We start from the raw sequence: 17,093 nt of genomic DNA, 5'->3' as shown, positions 1-17,093 counted from the left end.
GATTTTCATTCGGTATCAGAGGGGCCAGACGCAACCTGTGGCTTTCTAAAGGGTTTGTTCAGGTATGATGTCCTTTCCACCTCTGCGCTGTATTGCACTGTCCCATCCCGTTTCTGACTTTGATCCACTTCCTCTTTTATCGCGGGCTGCCTTGTTTCTGGATATGGATGGCACCCTGCTGGACATTGCGCCGACACCGGATGCTGTGCAGGTGGAGGCCGGTTTACCCGAGGTGTTGAGCCGTCTGCATGATGATCTGGGTGGTGCCATCGCTGTCGTGACCGGTCGACCGGTGGAGCAAGTGGAAGCCCTGTTTCCCGGCATTTTCACCGCCATTGCGGGGGAGCATGGGGGTGCGCTGTATCACCGCACAATGCAGACCACGGAGCGTGTGGCACTGGCAGACCTGCCGGTTGAATGGTTGCGGCAGGGCGAAGCGTTGGCGGCTCGTTTGCCGGGGGTATTGCTGGAACGTAAACAGCGCGGCTTCGTGTTGCATTTCCGTGCCGTACCGGAGGCCGGTCCGCAGGTCGAGGCTGGCCTGCGCGCCCTCATGGCTGGTCATGAAGACCGTTTTACCCTGATGGCCGCGCATATGGCGTGGGAAGTGAAGCCGAAAGGGGCTGATAAGGGCACCGCGGTTCAGCATTTGATGCAACACGCCCCCTTCCGGGGCCGTGTGCCGGTTTTTATCGGCGATGACGTGACCGATGAGGATGGAATGGCGGCCTGTCGCGCCATGGGAGGAGCCGGCCTGCGGGTACAGGAAGCCTTCGGCGATGCAGCCGGCGTCCGGGCCTGGTTAAGGGAGGCGGTGCGGTGAGTCGGCTGATTCTGGTTTCCAATCGTGTTCCCCAGCCTAAGGAGCGAGGACAACTGGCCGGTGGCCTGGCCGTCGCATTGAAGGAAGCCATTGCCGGGCATGAAACCCTCTGGTTCGGCTGGTCCGGCAAGACCGTGGATCAGCCCGGTCCTGACGTGCATCTGGAAGAAGCCAAGGGAGTTACTTACGCTACGCTTGATCTCCAGACTGATGCGTATGAGGGATATTATCGAGGCTTTTCCAATGGGATGCTCTGGCCGCTGCTGCATAGCCGGATTGGGCTCGGGGTGTTCAGCCGCTCCGACCTTTCTGCCTATATGGCTGTGAACGATGCTTTTGCGGCAGCGCTGAAACCATTGTTACGGCAGGATGATATCATCTGGATCCATGATTATCATCTCATCCCCCTTGGCGCGGCGCTGCGTAAGCTGGGGGTGACAGCCCGGATCGGCTTTTTCCTCCACGTCCCGTTTCCTCCGATGGCGGTGTATTCGGCTCTGCCGCAAGGGGATCTGCTGTTACAGGCTTTCGGAGCCTATGATGTGATCGGTCTGCAAACTATCGAGGATGCAGGTCATCTGAACGAATGTCTGGCCATGGCAGGGGTGGCCCGCCGGGCTGATTCTTATCCGATCGGCATTGATCCGGCTGCGTTTGCCGCGACCGCACGTCGCGCCCAGAAAAGTCCTGAAGCGAGACGATTGCGGGAATCCATGGGTGATCGTGCCCTGATTCTGGGGGTGGACCGATTGGATTATTCCAAGGGCATTCCGCATCGCTTCCATGGTTATGCCCAGTTGCTGAAGCGGTTTCCCGAGCATCGTAACAATGTCACTTTTCTGCAGATCACGCCGGTTTCCCGTGGGGATGTGGCGGAGTACCGATCCCTGCGGAAGGAAATGGATGAACTGGTCGGCCGTATCAATGGTGAGCATGCGGAGTTCGACTGGGTACCGGTGCGGTATCTGACCAGAGCGGTGGCGCGCAATGTGTTGGCCGGATTTCACCGGGAAGCCAGGATTGGGCTGGTGACGCCGCTGCGCGATGGCATGAATCTGGTCGCGAAAGAATATGTTGCGGCACAGGATGCCGATAATCCGGGCGCATTGATCCTGTCGCGTTTCGCCGGAGCTGCCTCGGAGATGGAGGGGGCCATCATCATTAATCCCTATGATCCTGATGAAATTGCCGAGGCACTGCATATGGCGCTCGGGCTGGACCGGGAATCACGGCAGGGACGCTGGAAAACGATGATGTCGGCGGTACAGGCTTCCACTGCTGCCGCATGGGCACGCAGCTTTCTGCAGGATCTGGAAAACGCGCCGGCGTAGGGACAGGCGTCTTCCCTATGGCCACGAGACAGGGCGCATTGCATATAAGGCGGCATGCAGAAGCCGAGCCTATCCATTCTGGTCATAGACGAGGACCGTATCCGCGCCTCCATCATCGAGACGGGATTGCGGGAAGGTGGCCATGATCGCGTCACCGTGCTGCATGATGTTGCCGCAGCGGCGGAAACAATTGCGGTTGCTGCGCCGGATGTCATCGTCATCGATCTTGGGAATCCCCAGCGTGATATGCTGGAGGAAATGTTTCGCCTTTCGCGCTCCGTGCGCAGGCCGGTGGCGATGTTCGTGGACCGCTCTGATCAGGCGGGGATTGAAGCCGCGGTGGAGGCCGGCGTTTCGGCTTATGTGGTGGATGGCTTGCGGCAGGAACGCATCAAGCCAATTCTGGATATGGCGATCAGTCGTTTCAACGCTTATTCCCGCCTGCAGCGGGAGCTGGAGGAGGCGCGGGGGGCGCTGGAAAGCCGTCGTCTGATAGATAAGGCCAAGGCGTTGCTGATGAAAAGCCGGGGATTGAGCGAGGATGCCGCCTATACCCTGCTACGCCGGACTGCGATGAACCAGAATCGCAAGATCGCAGATATTGCACACAGTCTGCTGACTGCTGTCGATCTGCTCGATCCAGAGGCTGATGAACCGTCTGCCGTTTCAAAGAAAAAAGGGGGGCGGTAAAATGAGTGACCTACCAGAGATTGATGCAGGTTCCGGGAAGCATCACCAACAGGCTCCGTACCGGATGACTGCCGGGTTCATGCCACTGCTGGACAGCGCTATTCTGATCGCGGCGCTGGAATGTGGATTTGCGGATCAAGAAGGCGTCAACCTGACTCTGGTAAGGGAGAATTCCTGGGCGAATATCCGGGACAGGATAGCGGTCGGACATTTTCAGATGGCGCACATGCTCGCGCCCATGCCGATTGCCTGCAATCTGGGTCTGACACCATGGAACCAGAAGATCATCGCCCCGATGGCGCTGGGACTGGGTGGAAATGCAGTCACCGTCAGTGTGGCCCTGTGGCAGGCAATGCAGGATTCCGGTGCGGCAGCCAGTGGCGGCGATGTGTTTGACCCTGCCATGCAGGGGCGGGCGCTGGCTGCTGTGGTCGCAGATCGGGCGATGCAGGGACAGAAGAAGCTCCGTTTCGCGGTCGTGCATGCCTATTCCGGGCATAATATCGAGCTGCGCTACTGGCTGGCAGCCTGTGGGATCATGCCGGACCGCGATATTGAAATTGTGGTTCTGTCGCCTCCTTTGATGGCGGATGCGCTGAGGGGCGGCGGGATTGATGGGTATTGCGTCGGCGAGCCGTGGAACACCGCCTCCGTGGCCGGGGGACATGGTCGGATCATCACCGTCAAGGCAGCCATCTGGCGTTCCAGTCCTGAAAAGGTGCTGGGTGTGCATGCCGGCTGGGCGCGTGAAAATCCTGAGGCTTTGGCTGCTTTGTTGCGGGCCATGACCAGAGCGGCGTTGTGGTGCGCCGACAGTGATCATCACGCCGATCTGGCCCGGATTCTCTCGCAGGAGACATATGTCGGTCAGCCGGCCATGTGGATGATGGCGGCGTTGGATGGAGAGATCGTGCCCGGCAGTCATGGCAGCCGGGCGGTTGCGGTGTCGGATTTCTTCGTGCCTTTCGCACGGGCCGCTACTTTCCCCTGGAAAAGCCATGCCATGTGGTTTTATGCGCAACTGGCGCGCTGGAGCTATCTGGAACACAGCGCGGACAATGCAGTGATTGCCGCCAATACTTATTGCCCTGATCTGTATCGGGCGGCGGTCAGCGGGTTGGGCTATCCGCTGCCGGGCGCCAATGCAAAGGTGGAGGGCGCGTTAATCCGGCCCACGCCGGTTGGTGCCAATCTGGCCGGCCTGACACTGGGGCCGGACGGTTTCTTCGATGGCGAACTGTTTGATCCAGATCATATCGACGATTATATCGCGCGGCAAAGGACTAAAATTTAATCAATTGCTTTTTTGAAAGATATAAAAGCTAAAACAGAAGGCATTTCTTGTCTCAGAAGCAAAAATAGCGCCATTTTTGGGCTAAAAACTGCGCGACATGGCAGGCATGGATTTGTATATTGGCCACAAGACATGAGCTTGGCCAATGAAGGCATGAAGCACGGTCAGCGTCCAAAGGCGGATGCATCCAGGCAAAGACGCCGGAGAACGGAGGGGCCATGTCCTGCTTTGCAGGCACTGAGTCTTCTCCCTTGAGCGATTTTGTTTCATGGCGCAGCCGCCTGACGATTTCGGCACCATATCTGCCGGCGTAGCGGCTCCGTGATTGGAGAGCCCGATGACCAATGGAACTGCCTCCCTGCTTCCGGGTAAGGCCCGCGACAGTGCTTCGCGTGCGCTCTGGATGTCGACGTTTGCCTTTACCATCTGTTTCGCCGTCTGGACCATTTTCGCCATTATCGGCGTCAAGATCAGGCAGGAACTGCATCTGACCGAAACGCAGTTCGGCCTGCTGCTCGGCACACCCATTCTGACCGGTTCGTTGTCACGCCTGCTGCTGGGTATCTGGGCCAGCCGCTGGGGCGGTCGGGCGGTTTATGTTGCTGTCATGCTGACTGCCGCCGTGGCGACGCTGCTGCTATCCTTCGCGCATAGCTATGAAACTATGCTGCTGGCAGGCCTTGGCATTGGCATTGCCGGTGGTTCTTTTGCGGTGGGCGTGTCCTATGTCTCGCCATTCTTCTCGCAGATCAAGCAGGGTACGGCTCTCGGGATTTTCGGAGCCGGGAATGTCGGCGCTGCCGTGACCAAGCTGCTAGCGCCGCTGGTCGTGGCGGGTTGGGGCTGGCGCGCTGTGCCGCCGGTCTGGGCGGTGGCGCTGGTGCTGACGGCGGGAGCTTTCTGGTTTCTTACCTCTGATGAGCCGCAGCATGCTCAGCGCCGGGGCAGCTTCCGGGATGAATTCGCTCCACTGCGTCATATGCAGGTCTGGCGGTTCAGCCTCTATTATTTCTTCGCTTTCGGCGGGTTCGTCGCACTTGCGCTGTGGTTGCCGCGCTATCTGGTGGGCGTGTATGGCATGGATCTGGAAACGGCGGGTCTGGTCGCCGCATGTTATTCCATTCCCGGCAGTGTGTTCCGTGCGTATGGCGGTATTCTGTCTGACCGGATCGGTGCGCGTCGCGTGTTGTATGTGATGTTTGGTGTTGCCGCTCTGGCGACCCTGATCCTGTCCTTTCCTGCCCATGCAGGAGGAGGTGTTGCTGGAATCGGTCCCGTCACCTTCGTGATCGTTGCTTTCGTGCTCGGTTTTGTGATGAGCCTTGGTAAGGCCGCTGTCTACAAGCATGTGCCGAGCTATTATCCAGATTCCGTCGGTGCTGTTGGAGGTATCGTCGGCCTGATCGGTGGTCTGGGTGGATTTATCTTTCCGATCATCTTCGGGTTCCTGAAGGATCAGACAGGATTGTGGCAGAGCTGCTTCATGCTTTTGTTCGTGGTTGTTCTTGTCTCAATGATATGGATGCATGCTGCGATCCGGGCCATGCGCCGTCAGTCGATGATCCTGCAAGCTGCACAATAAGATTTTTGACTGGATCAGAATCATGACTGAAAAACTTGTCATCATCGGCAATGGCATGGCGCCAGGCCGTATGCTGGAACATCTGTTCGAACAGGCTCCGGATCGGTACAACGTTACAATCTTCAATGCCGAGCCGCGGGTGAATTATGATCGTATCATGCTCTCGCCTGTTCTATCGGGTGAAAAAACCTATGAGCAGATCATCATCCATGGTGATGGCTGGTATATTGATCACGGTATCACCCTCTATAAGGGTCATAAGATCGTCGAGATCGACCGGGCGGCAAAAACTGTTACCTCTGATCATGGTGTTGTGGAATCCTATGATCGTCTGGTGATTGCAACCGGGTCCGTACCATTCATTCCGCCGATCCCCGGTCGTGATCTCGCGGGTGTGCTGACGTATCGCGATCTGGACGATGTGCAGGCGATGATGCTGGCGGCGCAGTCGAAAGCGGGTGTGCTGCCACGGGCGGTCGTACTGGGCGGTGGTTTGCTGGGTCTGGAGGCTGCGGCGGGTCTATATGCACAGGGCATGGATGTCACGGTACTGCATCTTGCTCCGACGCTGATGGAACGGCAGCTGGATAGTGCTTCCGCCTATCTGCTGCAAAAAGCGATTGAATCAAAGGGTATTCACGTCATTACCGGCGCGAATACCAAAATCTTCAATCATGATGACAGGGGCCATGTGCGCTCCGTTACGCTGGCGGACGGGACGGAGCTGCCGGCTGATCTGGTTGTGGTTGCGGCTGGTATCATTCCCAATGCATGGCTGGCGAAGCAGGCCGGGCTGGAAGTCGGGCGTGGGATCAAGGTCGATGCGACTATGCTGACTTCCGATCCTGACATTCTCGCTCTGGGAGAATGTGTAGAGGTCGATGGCCGCACCTATGGTCTGGTGGCACCTCTTTACGATATGGCGCGTGTGGCGGCTGCCGTTCTGGCTGGCCAGCCCACCAGCGGTTTTGTACACAGCGAAACGGCGACGAAGCTGAAAGTCACTGGTGTCGATCTGTTCTCGGTCGGTGATTTCGCCGATGGAGAGGACCGTGAGGAAATCGTTCTGCGCGATGCGGCAGCGGGTGTCTACAAGCGTGTCATTCTCCAGAACGAGCGTATCATCGGCACCGTGCTGTTCGGAGATACCTCCGATGGTGCATGGTTCAATGACCTGCGTAAGAAAGCTGCCAATATCAGCGAGATGCGCGATACGCTGATTTTTGGTCAGGCCTATCAGGGAGGCGCCCCGCTGGACCCTACGGCGGCCGTTGCAGCCTTACCGGATGACGCAGAGATCTGCGGCTGCAACGGCGTATGCAAGGGCGCGATCGTCAGCGCCATCCAGACGAAAGGATTGACCACGCTCGACGATGTGCGGGCGCATACGAAAGCATCGGCATCCTGCGGCTCCTGCACCGGTCTGGTGGAGCAGGTGATGACATTGACACTGGGGGATGCCTATCAGCCTGCGGCGGTACAGCCTGTCTGTGGCTGCACCACGCTGGGGCATGATGATGTACGCCGCCTGATCCGCGCGAAGAGTCTGAAGACCATCCCCGCCGTGATGCAGGAGCTGGAGTGGAAAACATCCTGCGGCTGCTCCAAATGCCGTCCTGCACTGAATTATTATCTGGTCTGCGAATGGCCGGATGAATATGCAGATGATTACCAGTCACGCTTCGTTAACGAGCGCGTACATGCCAATATCCAGAAAGACGGTACCTATTCCGTGGTGCCCCGCATGTGGGGCGGCATGACCAGCGCTGCGGAGCTGCGCGCGATTGCCGATGTGGTCGATAAATTTGCCATTCCTGCGGTGAAGGTCACAGGTGGTCAGCGCATCGACATGCTGGGCATTCGTAAGGAAGATCTGCCTGCCGTCTGGTCCGATCTCGGCAAGGCCGGGTTTGTCTCCGGCCATGCTTATGCGAAAGGCCTGCGCACGGTCAAAACCTGTGTCGGCTCCGATTGGTGCCGGTTCGGGACGCAGGATTCAACGGGGTTCGGTATCCGCATCGAAAAATTCATGTGGGGATCATGGACGCCTGCCAAAGTGAAGATGGCGGTCTCCGGTTGCCCGCGTAACTGTGCCGAGGCGACCTGTAAGGATGTCGGTGTCATCTGTGTGGATTCCGGATATGAAATCCACTTTGCCGGAGCCGCCGGCCTCGATATCCGTGGCACGGAAGTACTCGGTCTGGTACCGGATGAAGACGAGGCGCTGGAAGTCATTGTCGCACTGGTGCAGATGTACCGGGAACAGGCGCGTTATCTGGAGCGCATCTACAAATGGACCAGGCGCGTCGGGATTCCTGAAATCCGCAAGCAGGTTCTGGAAGACAAGGAACGGCGTCGTCATTATTTCGGCCGTTTCGTGTTCTCCCAGAAATTCGCCCAGGTCGATCCATGGTCGGAGCGTGTGTCCGGCAAGGACAAGCATGAATTCAAACCGATGGCCTCCATCGGCATGATGAACGCGGCGGAGTAAGCGATCATGACATCACCTGAATGGATTGAAATCGGTGGGATCGAGGATGTTCCGCTGCGTGGTGCGCGCTGTGTGCAGACGCCGGTCGGAAAAATCGCCATTGTCCGCACCATGGATAATCGGGTGTTCGCTATTGGCGACACCTGTCCGCATCGCAAAGGCCCGCTGAGTGAAGGGATCGTGCATGATCATTCCATCACCTGTCCTTTGCACAACTGGGTTTTTTCTCTGGAGACCGGGCAGGCGCAGGGCGCGGATGAAGGGAGCGTTCCGGTTTACAAGCTGCGTGAACAGGAAGGCCGCCTGTTCCTGTCGGCGGATATGCTGGCCATGCAGGCGAGCAAAGCTGCATGACAATATCGCAGCAGGGAGAAGCATCCTTGTCACGGAATTCTGTCGGCACGACCTGCCCATATTGCGGGGTCGGGTGCGGCGTGATCGTGGAGCAGGCGGAGGATGGCACACGCAGTGTGCGGGGCGATCCGAAGCATCCGGCGAATTTCGGCCGTCTCTGCTCAAAGGGGTCTGCCCTGATGGAGACGATAGATCTGGAGGGACGTTTGCTGCATCCCATGATCAACGGGCAGCAGGTGGGCTGGAATGAGGCGCTGGACCATGTGGCGCAAGGTTTCTCCCGCGCTATTGCCGAGCATGGCCCGGACAGCGTGGCATTCTATGTCTCCGGCCAGTTTCTGACGGAGGATTACTATGTCGCCAACAAGCTGATGAAGGGTTTCATCGGTTCGGCGAATATCGACACCAATTCGCGTTTGTGCATGGCGTCTTCCGTAGCCGGGCATCGACGTGCCTTCGGGACGGATACTGTGCCTGGACTGTATGAGGATCTGGAATGCGCTGATCTGGTGGTGCTGACCGGCTCCAATCTCGCCTGGTGCCACCCGGTGCTTTACCAGCGTCTGGCGGCGGCAAAGGCGGCGCGGCCGGAGATGCGCGTGGTGCTGATTGATCCGCGTCGCACCATGACGGCGGAGATTGCCGATCTGTATCTGCCGATCCGTCCTGATGGCGATACGGCGCTATTCGCCGGTCTGCTGGCCTGGCTGGCCGCGGCAGGGCAGGTGAATGAGAGCTATGTCACGCGCCACACCTCCGGCTTTGCCGAGGCGCTGGCAGCGGCCTCCGCGCTGGATCGCGATATGCTGGACCAGATGACAGGGTTGGAGGCCGCGGAGAGGGAAGCATTCTACACTCTGTTCACCACAACCGGGAAAACGGTGACGGTGTATAGTCAGGGCGTCAATCAATCCTCCTGCGGCACTGACAAGGTGAATGCCATCATCAATTGTCACCTGGCGACAGGGCGTATTGGCCGTCCCGGCATGGGTCCGTTCTCTGTCACCGGCCAGCCCAATGCGATGGGCGGGCGGGAGGTCGGCGGCCTGGCCAACATGCTGGCCGCGCATATGGAGATCGAGAATCCCGAGCATCGCGCTCTGGTCGGGTTGTTCTGGAATGCCCCCCGCATGCCGGAGAAAGCCGGGCTGAAAGCGGTCGATCTGTTCCACGCCGTGGCGGATGGCCGCATCAAGGCCCTGTGGATCATGGCCACCAACCCGGTGGATTCCATGCCGGATGCGGATGCGGTGCAGAAAGCGATTGCGGCCTGTCCCTTCGTCGTGGTCTCCGACGTGCTGGCGAGCACGGATACGATGCGCCACGCTCATGTAGCGCTGCCTGCGCTGGCATGGGGGGAGAAGGACGGCACCGTCACCAATTCCGAGCGCCGCATTTCCCGCCAGCGTGCTTTTCTGCCAGCCCCGGCGGAAGCGCGGGCAGATTGGCGCATCCTGTGTGATGTGGCGGCACGGATGGGCTTTGCAGAGGCTTTCTCCTACAGCAATGCCGCCGAAATTTTCGCCGAGCATGCCGCCCTGTCGGCACTGGGGAATGAGGGGCGGCGGGATTTCGATATCGGTGCGTTGGCCACTATCGGCAATGCGGATTTTGAGGCGCTGAAACCGGTTTTATGGCCTGCTTTCAAGGAAAACTCTTTCTTCAGAACGGTGGGGCAGGATGGTCGCTTCTTCGCCGATGGCCGTTTCTTTACCGAGGATCGCAAGGCCCGCTTCATCGCCGTCACGCCCTCTCTTCCGGTGCAAACGGATGCCGCATGGCCACTGGTGCTGAATACCGGCCGCATCCGCGATCAGTGGCATACCATGACACGTACCGGCAAAAGCCCGCGCCTGTCCCAGCATCTGGCCGAGCCGTTCGTCGAAATCCACCCTGATGATGCGGCTCCCCTCGGCATCGCGGCGGCTGATCTGGTCTCTGTCCGGACGGCGCTGGGCCGTATCGTGGTGAGGGCCTTACTGTCGCCACGGCAAAGAAAGGGAATGCTGTTCGTGCCGATGCACTGGACGGACCAGTTCGCTTCATGCGCCCGTGTGGATGCTTTGGTTCCGGACCTGATTGATCCGGTCTCCGGCCAGCCTGCCTCCAAGAATGTTGCGGCGCGGATCGAGCCTTATGCGCCGGCCTGTTATGGTTTCGCGGTGCTTCAGCAGCCTCCGGACTGGGAACAGATCGGACACACACCCGATTACTGGGCCATCAGCCGCTGCACGGGTGGATGGAGACTGGAATGCGCCTTTACCGAGGCTCCGGCAGATATGGCAGGCTTCGCCGCTTCTCTTATCAGAGGTGGGTATGAAGACGGAGAAAACCTGTCCTATGTCGATGTCAGAACCGGTCAGGCCCGCTATGCCGCGTTTGACGGGGCACGCCTGACCGGTGCGCTCTATGTGGATCAGCAGCCTGTGGGCGTGGCGCGAGGCTGGGCGGCGGAGCAGTTGGAGGCAGATTTTACCGATCCCCTGCGCCGCTTCATCGTTATTGCGGGCAGGCCCGGCAAAGGCAGTGTGGATCGTGGGGCGATCGTCTGCTCCTGCTTTGGTGTGGGTGCCACACAGATCAAGATGGCGATCGCCGGCGGATGCCATACGGTGGACTCCGTTGGGCAGGCGCTTCAGGCGGGTACCAATTGCGGTTCCTGCCGGGCGGAGATCCGCATCCTGATCGAACGCAACGAAGCAGGCACGCCTGCGACGGTCGCGGCATAATCGCATTGCAGTTGTGCGAAAGGCCGGGAGAAAACTGCCGGCTTCCTTGCTTGCTGACCGAACCGTTCAGTTCTATGTCTGACGCAGTTTTGTTCGATCAAGTGCGTGAGGATGGCAATCCATGCCCGATGACGTGAACACGGCGTCAGACAGCCCGGCCCGGCAGGGTGGTTCCAATATGCAACCCCAAGGCAGCCAACCCCAGGGCCACGCCACGAAAAAGCGCTCCCCCCTGGTGAGGGTGATTCTGATTCTGGCATTGCTGGGTACTGTCGCGGGCGGTGTGTATTACTGGTACACCCATCGCGATCTCGAAACCACGGACGATGCCTACACGTCAGGCCGGGCGGTGATGATCTCGCCGCAGGTGGCTGGTTATGTGGTCGATCTGAATGTTCGCGATAACCAGTTCGTTCATAAGGGCGAGGTGCTGGTCAGGCTCGATCCTCGACCCTATCAGGCGGCGGTCGAGGTAGCGGAAGGCCAGTTGGCCATGGTTCGCGCTCAGCATGCGGCCACTCATTATCAGCTGGAGATTGCGAAGAAAAATTTCCCGGCTCAGCTGGATGCCGCGAAGGCGCAGAAGCAGCAGGCCGAGGCACAGCTTTTTCGGGCGCAGACCGATTACAAGCGTCAGCACAGCGTGGCCCGCGCTGCGACCACACAGGAGGCGATTGATGCCTCTACCGCGTCGCTGCGTGCGGCGCAGGCCCAGCTTGCCTCGGCTCAGGCGGCGATCGAGCAGGCCATGCCGGTGGAGGCCAATATCAATGAAACCGGGCAGAAGGTGGATCAGCTGGCCGGCCAGATCAGACAGGCTGAAGGGCAACTGGAACAGGCAAAGCTGAATCTTGAATACGCCACCATCATTGCACCGCAGGATGGCTGGGTGACGAAGCGGAATGTCGAGAAAGGCAACTTCCTCCAGACTGGCACGCAGATTATGTCGCTGGTCTCGCCGGAAATCTGGGTTGTGGCCAATTTCAAGGAAACGCAGCTCACTCGTATGCGGCCCGGCCAGAAAGTCCATGTCAGCATCGATGCCTATCCGTGGCTGAATCTGAAAGGCCATGTCGACAGCATCCAGCAGGGATCAGGCTCCCGCTTCACGGCCTTCCCGGCGGAGAACGCGACCGGCAATTTCGTGAAAATCGTGCAGCGTGTGCCGGTCAAGATCCGCATTGACCGTGGGATTGACCCATCCTTGCCAATTCCGCTTGGTCTGTCGGTAGAGCCGGTGGTGGATCTGTCCAGCACGCCGGAGAACAGCCAGCCCTTGCCCGAGAAAGCCCGTCCGGTCGGTCATATCCCGCCGGGCAATGCTGCTCCGGTGACGGCCCCCGTCAAGGTGCCGGAAGCACCATGAGCGGGGCGGCTGTAGCGGATCAGGCCGCAGGCTGGAAACCGCGTGCCAATCCGTGGCTGATTGCTATCGCCGTGACTTTGGCAGCGTTCATGGAGGTTCTGGATACCACCATCGTCAATGTCGCCCTGCCGCATATTGCCGGGGCGATGTCGGCCTCCAACGATGAAAGCACGTGGACGCTGACCTCCTACCTTGTGGCGAACAGCATCGTGTTGCCGATTTCAGGGTGGTTTGCGCGCATCATCGGGCGCAAACGATATTTCCTGATCTGCATTGCCATGTTCACGTTGGCGAGTTTTTTATGCGGTATTGCCGGGTCTCTGTGGCAGTTGATCCTGTTCCGGCTGATTCAGGGATTTTTTGGCGGTGGCCTTCAGCCCAGTCAGCAATCCATCGTGCTCGACACGTTTGAGCCTGCCAAACGCGGAGCGGCATTCGGTGTGGTGGCCATTGCAACCGTTCTGGCCCCTGTCATGGGGCCGACCGTTGGCGGGTGGTTGACGGATAATTTCTCCTGGCAATGGATTTTCCTGATTAACGTGCCGGTCGGCATTTTTACCTTCTTCGCTGTTGCGGCGCTGGTTGAAGATCCTCCCTGGCTGGAACGTGAACAGAAAGGAGAACGCAGCGTTGATTATATCGGTCTGTCGCTGATCACGATCGGCTTCGGCTGCCTGCAGGTGGTGATGGATCGTGGGGAGGATCTCGACTGGTTCGGATCCGGGTTCATCCGGCTTTTTTCCTTGCTGGCTTTTCTCGGGCTGGTGGGGGCGGTGTTCTGGCTGCTGCATGCCAAAAACCCGGTGGTAAATATCCGGGTGATGGCGGACCGGAATTTCGCGATCGGCTGTCTGACCATCTTCCTGATGGCGATGGTGCTGTATTCCAGTGCCGTGCTGCTGCCGCAGCTGGTGCAGACCAGGCTCGGTTATACGGCCACATGGGCCGGTCTGATGCTGATGCCGGGGGCGCTGGTGGTGCCTGTCCTGATCCCGTTTGTCGGGCGGATCATGAAATATGTGCAGACGCGCTTCGTCATCATGCTGGGCTTTGCCCTGCTGGGTCTGGCGTTGGTTTATTCGCATCATATCGCGCCGGACATCGATTTCCGGACGCTGATGATGATGCGGGCAGCCCAGACAGTCGGTCTGGCTTTCCTGTTCGTACCGATCAGTACTGTGACCTATATCACCCTGCCGAAAGAGCAGAATGCGGATGGCGCCGCATTGTTCACCATGTTCCGCAATCTCGCAGGCTCGATCGGTATTTCTGCCGCAACGGCGCTGGTGACGGAGCGTAGCCAGGTGCGGATGGCGCATCTTCAGCCGCATATGACGCCGCTGGAGCAGCCTTATGTCGACTATCTTCAGCATGTGCAGCAGGGGCTGGTGAATCTCGGCACCAATGCGGGGGAGGCAATGCAGCAGGCCGCCGGTATTGCCTATCAGACTCTTCAGCAGCAGGCGGCGATTCTGGCGTATATGGACATTTTCGGCATGACCGCGATCCTGTCCTTCGCGACTATTCCGGTATGTTTCCTGTTCTCTTCCACCAAGGGCAGTGGTGGTATGCCGGGACATTGAAGCGGGAAAGAAAAGGGCGGGGGATGATCCTCCGCCTTTTCTATTTGATCAGGGCCAGCGGACTTCCGGCGGCATACTCATCAGGATCGCCTCGGTATTTCCACCGGTGCGCAGGCCGAACAGCGTGCCGCGATCATGCAGCAGGTTGAACTCCACATAGCGGCCTCGTCTGACCAGCTGGTGATGGCGCTCGGCCTCGGTCCACGGGCGCTCCATCCGGCGACGCACGATGGCGGGATAGACATTCAGAAACGCTTCGCCGACATCGCGGGTGAAGTGGAAGTCTTCCTCGGCATTACCGGTGTTGTGGTGATCGAAGAAAATACCGCCTACACCACGCGGCTCGCCCCGATGCGGCAGGAAGAAATATTCGTCGCACCATTGCTTGAATTTCGGATACAGCGCTGGGTCATGCGTATCGCAGGCAGCGCGATAGGAAGCGTGGAAGCTTTCCCGATCTTCCGCCGTTTCCGGTGTGTCCAAAAACATCGGCGTCAGATCGCCGCCACCGCCGAACCAGCCTTTGGTCGTTACCAGCATGCGGGTGTTCATGTGCACTGCCGGCACATGGGGGCTTCGCATATGCGCCACCAGACTGATCCCGCTGGCCCAGAAACGCGGATCATTCTCTGCACCCGGAATCTGTCGTCGGAAATCCTCGCTGAACTCCCCCCAGACGGTGGAGACGTTCACACCGACTTTCTCAAACACGCGGCCGCGCATGACGCTCATCACCCCCCCGCCACCGGGGCTGCCATCAGGGGTAGGCCGGTCCCAGGGCTGCCGCTCGAACCGGCCCGGCGTCAGATCGCCGAACGGGGCGGAGGTGGGCAAGTCATCCTCGATGGCTTCAAACGCGGCGCAGATGCGGTCGCGCAGGGATTCGAACCAGAGCCTTGCCGCCGATTTCAGATGTTCGTGGGGGGGGACTGTAACGGTATCGGTCATACTGGCAGCGTCCTCATATGCTCTGGATAATAGACATCCGGCCTTCTTGCTCCCAAAGGGGTCGCATGGCGAAGGGCCGGCGGCAAGACGGTAGAATCACCTATGAAGGAGGAACTTTGCCTCGATCCTGAGCCACCACCCCCTGTCAGCAGGAGAGAATTTTTGTCATGTGCGGTTGATTCCGGCCGCCTTTGACCCCTAACACGAGGCGCGCCGTGGCGGATACGCCCGGCATTACATCCTGCGGGACGGGAGGCGTTATCATGGCAGAGCGTATTCAGCCGGTTATCGGCATCATCGGTGGCTCCGGGCTGTATGACATTGACGGTCTGGAGAACAAGGAGTGGCGCCGTGTGGAGACCCCCTGGGGGCTGCCTTCGGATGATCTTCTGTTCGGCACTCTGGATGGCGTGCAATGCGTGTTCCTGCCCCGTCATGGCCGCGGGCATCGCCTCTCGCCGAGCCATCTGAACTACCGCGCCAATATAGATGCGATGAAGCGCGCCGGCTGCACCGATATTCTGTCTCTGTCCGCTGTCGGCAGCCTGAAGAAAAAGCTGCCGCCCGGACATTTCGTGATCGTCGATCAGTTCATTGATCGCAGCTTTGCCCGTGAAAAAAGCTTTTTCGGTGATGGCTGCGTGGCCCATGTCTCTGTGGCTGATCCGGTCTGCCCGCGTATCGGCGATGTGGTGGAGCAGGCAGCAAAGCGCCTGTCGCTGCCTTATGCGCGGGGTGGCACCTATCTGGTCATGGAGGGGCCGCAATTCTCCACGCGGGCAGAGAGCGAGCTGTATCGGTCCTGGGGATGCAGCGTGATCGGCATGACCAACATGCCGGAAGCCAAACTCGCCCGTGAGGCGGAGATGTGTTACGCCACTGTCGCGATGGTGACCGATTATGATTGCTGGCATGAGGATCATGATCATGTCACGGTCGATGCGGTGATCCGTGTTCTGCGCGGCAATGCCGAAAAGGCGCGTGCGCTGGTGCAGGCGGTGGTGCCGGCGCTGGGGCAGGAGCGTGGCCCGTGTGAAGCCGGATGTGATCGTGCGCTGGATTTCGCGATCACCACTCCTGAAGATCATCGCGATCCTGCCCTGATGGCAAAGCTGGATGCCGTCGCGGGTCGCGTGCTCCGCGCTGCCTGAGCGCAAGGCCGATCGAAAAAATGGAAAAGGCCGGGGTGTATGCCCGGCCTTTTTTGTATGAAAATTACTTGCTGGCAGGTAGCGTTCTGGAGGTGCTTCCTGTTTCGTCATTGCTACCCTGTTTCAGGGAAGCCAGAGCAGCACGAAGCAGGGCCGGATTATCGGTCAGAGCTTTTTTCACCATCTTGTTGATAGTGGCCTGATCGGGAGTGGCGGTATTCCGTCGTGCATTTTGCGCGTTCACGCTCTTCAGAATGTCTTCCTTGATGCTGGCTGCAAAATGCGAGACCTCTGAGTTCATGGCAGATCGAGGATCAACCATGTCCTGACTCATACTGCGGTGCTCACTGTTCAATGTTTCCATTTGGTGAGAAAGGCTGGAAATTTCATTATGCAGACTGTCGTAATTGGAAGACACCTCTCTCCTCAGATTGGAAATGGACTCAGATGTCTGATGGGACAGATCATCAACGCTCCGTTGGACAGATGCCAGATCACTATGGCTGACGGTGTCCTCTGCCCGCGCTATGCCCGGCAGGATGGGGAGCAATGAAAATGCTGCAGCTGCAAATGCCGCGAGACTGCGTGACGATATACGCATGGGTCATCCTGTTGAAAACGAAACGATGTGTTGTGCCTTCGTTTCATTTCGCCAGTATGCTTCCTCTTGCGGCAAAAACATGTCGGAGACAGGGCGCGTTCATGGCAACCCATCTATGATGCCGATGGCACCGCGCTGTTCGGAAAATGA

13 protein-coding genes are annotated in these 17,093 nt (G+C 58.9%); 11 read left to right on the top strand and 2 right to left on the bottom strand.

Features of this window, described 5'->3' with window-relative positions; genetic code table 11:
- The first annotated feature begins 64 nt into the window (after positions 1–64).
- From otsB to GbCGDNIH6_RS08690, 10 genes are all read left to right on the top strand, one after another.
- Positions 65–823, top strand: coding sequence for a trehalose-phosphatase (gene otsB, locus GbCGDNIH6_RS08735; RefSeq protein ID WP_232449773.1), 759 nt, complete (start codon positions 65–67; stop codon positions 821–823).
- Positions 820–2,154: an alpha,alpha-trehalose-phosphate synthase (UDP-forming) gene (locus tag GbCGDNIH6_RS08730; protein ID WP_072563602.1), complete on the top strand. Its 1,335-nt coding sequence runs from the start codon at positions 820–822 to the stop codon at positions 2,152–2,154. The genes otsB and GbCGDNIH6_RS08730 overlap by 4 nt, the downstream gene beginning before the upstream one ends.
- 54 nt (positions 2,155–2,208) lie before the next feature.
- Positions 2,209–2,844: an ANTAR domain-containing response regulator gene (locus GbCGDNIH6_RS08725; RefSeq protein WP_072563601.1), complete on the top strand. Its 636-nt coding sequence runs from the start codon at positions 2,209–2,211 to the stop codon at positions 2,842–2,844.
- Between the two features lies 1 nt (position 2,845).
- Entirely contained in the window at positions 2,846–4,138 is a 1,293-nt protein-coding gene (locus tag GbCGDNIH6_RS08720) for a CmpA/NrtA family ABC transporter substrate-binding protein (protein ID WP_072563600.1), read from the top strand.
- 337 nt (positions 4,139–4,475) lie between these two features.
- Entirely contained in the window at positions 4,476–5,720 is a 1,245-nt protein-coding gene (locus GbCGDNIH6_RS08715; RefSeq protein ID WP_072563599.1) for an MFS transporter, read from the top strand.
- 22 nt (positions 5,721–5,742) lie between these two features.
- Positions 5,743–8,211 (top strand): nitrite reductase large subunit NirB, encoded by a 2,469-nt coding sequence (nirB, locus tag GbCGDNIH6_RS08710; protein WP_072563598.1) that lies wholly within the window; start codon positions 5,743–5,745, stop codon positions 8,209–8,211.
- A gap of 6 nt (positions 8,212–8,217) precedes the next feature.
- Entirely contained in the window at positions 8,218–8,565 is a 348-nt protein-coding gene (gene nirD, locus GbCGDNIH6_RS08705; protein ID WP_025287112.1) for a nitrite reductase small subunit NirD, read from the top strand.
- On the top strand, positions 8,562–11,294 hold the full coding sequence (locus GbCGDNIH6_RS08700) for a nitrate reductase (protein WP_072563597.1): 2,733 nt from the start codon (positions 8,562–8,564) through the stop codon (positions 11,292–11,294). The genes nirD and GbCGDNIH6_RS08700 overlap by 4 nt, the downstream gene beginning before the upstream one ends.
- 121 nt (positions 11,295–11,415) lie before the next feature.
- Complete coding sequence (locus GbCGDNIH6_RS08695) at positions 11,416–12,660, top strand: HlyD family secretion protein (RefSeq protein ID WP_025287110.1); 1,245 nt, start codon at positions 11,416–11,418, stop codon at positions 12,658–12,660.
- Positions 12,657–14,243: a DHA2 family efflux MFS transporter permease subunit gene (locus GbCGDNIH6_RS08690; protein WP_072563596.1), complete on the top strand. Its 1,587-nt coding sequence runs from the start codon at positions 12,657–12,659 to the stop codon at positions 14,241–14,243. Before GbCGDNIH6_RS08695 ends, GbCGDNIH6_RS08690 begins: the two co-directional genes overlap by 4 nt.
- Before the next feature lie 48 nt (positions 14,244–14,291).
- On the opposite strand, the gene hemF is transcribed toward GbCGDNIH6_RS08690, so the two are convergent.
- Complete coding sequence (gene hemF, locus GbCGDNIH6_RS08685) at positions 14,292–15,191, bottom strand: oxygen-dependent coproporphyrinogen oxidase (RefSeq protein WP_072563595.1); 900 nt, start codon at positions 15,189–15,191, stop codon at positions 14,292–14,294.
- Between the two features lie 263 nt (positions 15,192–15,454).
- Here hemF and GbCGDNIH6_RS08680 point away from each other — a divergent pair, with 263 nt between their 5' ends.
- Positions 15,455–16,342 carry an S-methyl-5'-thioadenosine phosphorylase gene (locus GbCGDNIH6_RS08680; RefSeq protein WP_072564479.1) on the top strand — a complete coding sequence of 296 codons (888 nt, stop codon included), beginning with the start codon at positions 15,455–15,457 and terminating at the stop codon, positions 16,340–16,342.
- Between the two features lie 64 nt (positions 16,343–16,406).
- Here the strand turns inward: GbCGDNIH6_RS08680 and GbCGDNIH6_RS12485 are convergent, their stop codons facing one another.
- Positions 16,407–16,664, bottom strand: coding sequence for a hypothetical protein (locus tag GbCGDNIH6_RS12485; RefSeq protein ID WP_157692396.1), 258 nt, complete (start codon positions 16,662–16,664; stop codon positions 16,407–16,409).
- Between the last annotated feature and the right edge of the window lie 429 nt (positions 16,665–17,093).

This window comes from Granulibacter bethesdensis, from assembly GCF_001889525.1.
GTDB lineage: Bacteria > Pseudomonadota > Alphaproteobacteria > Acetobacterales > Acetobacteraceae > Granulibacter > Granulibacter bethesdensis_C.
The sequence above is the reverse complement of the archived record's forward strand: the minus strand, read 5'-3'. Positions and strand labels throughout refer to the sequence as shown.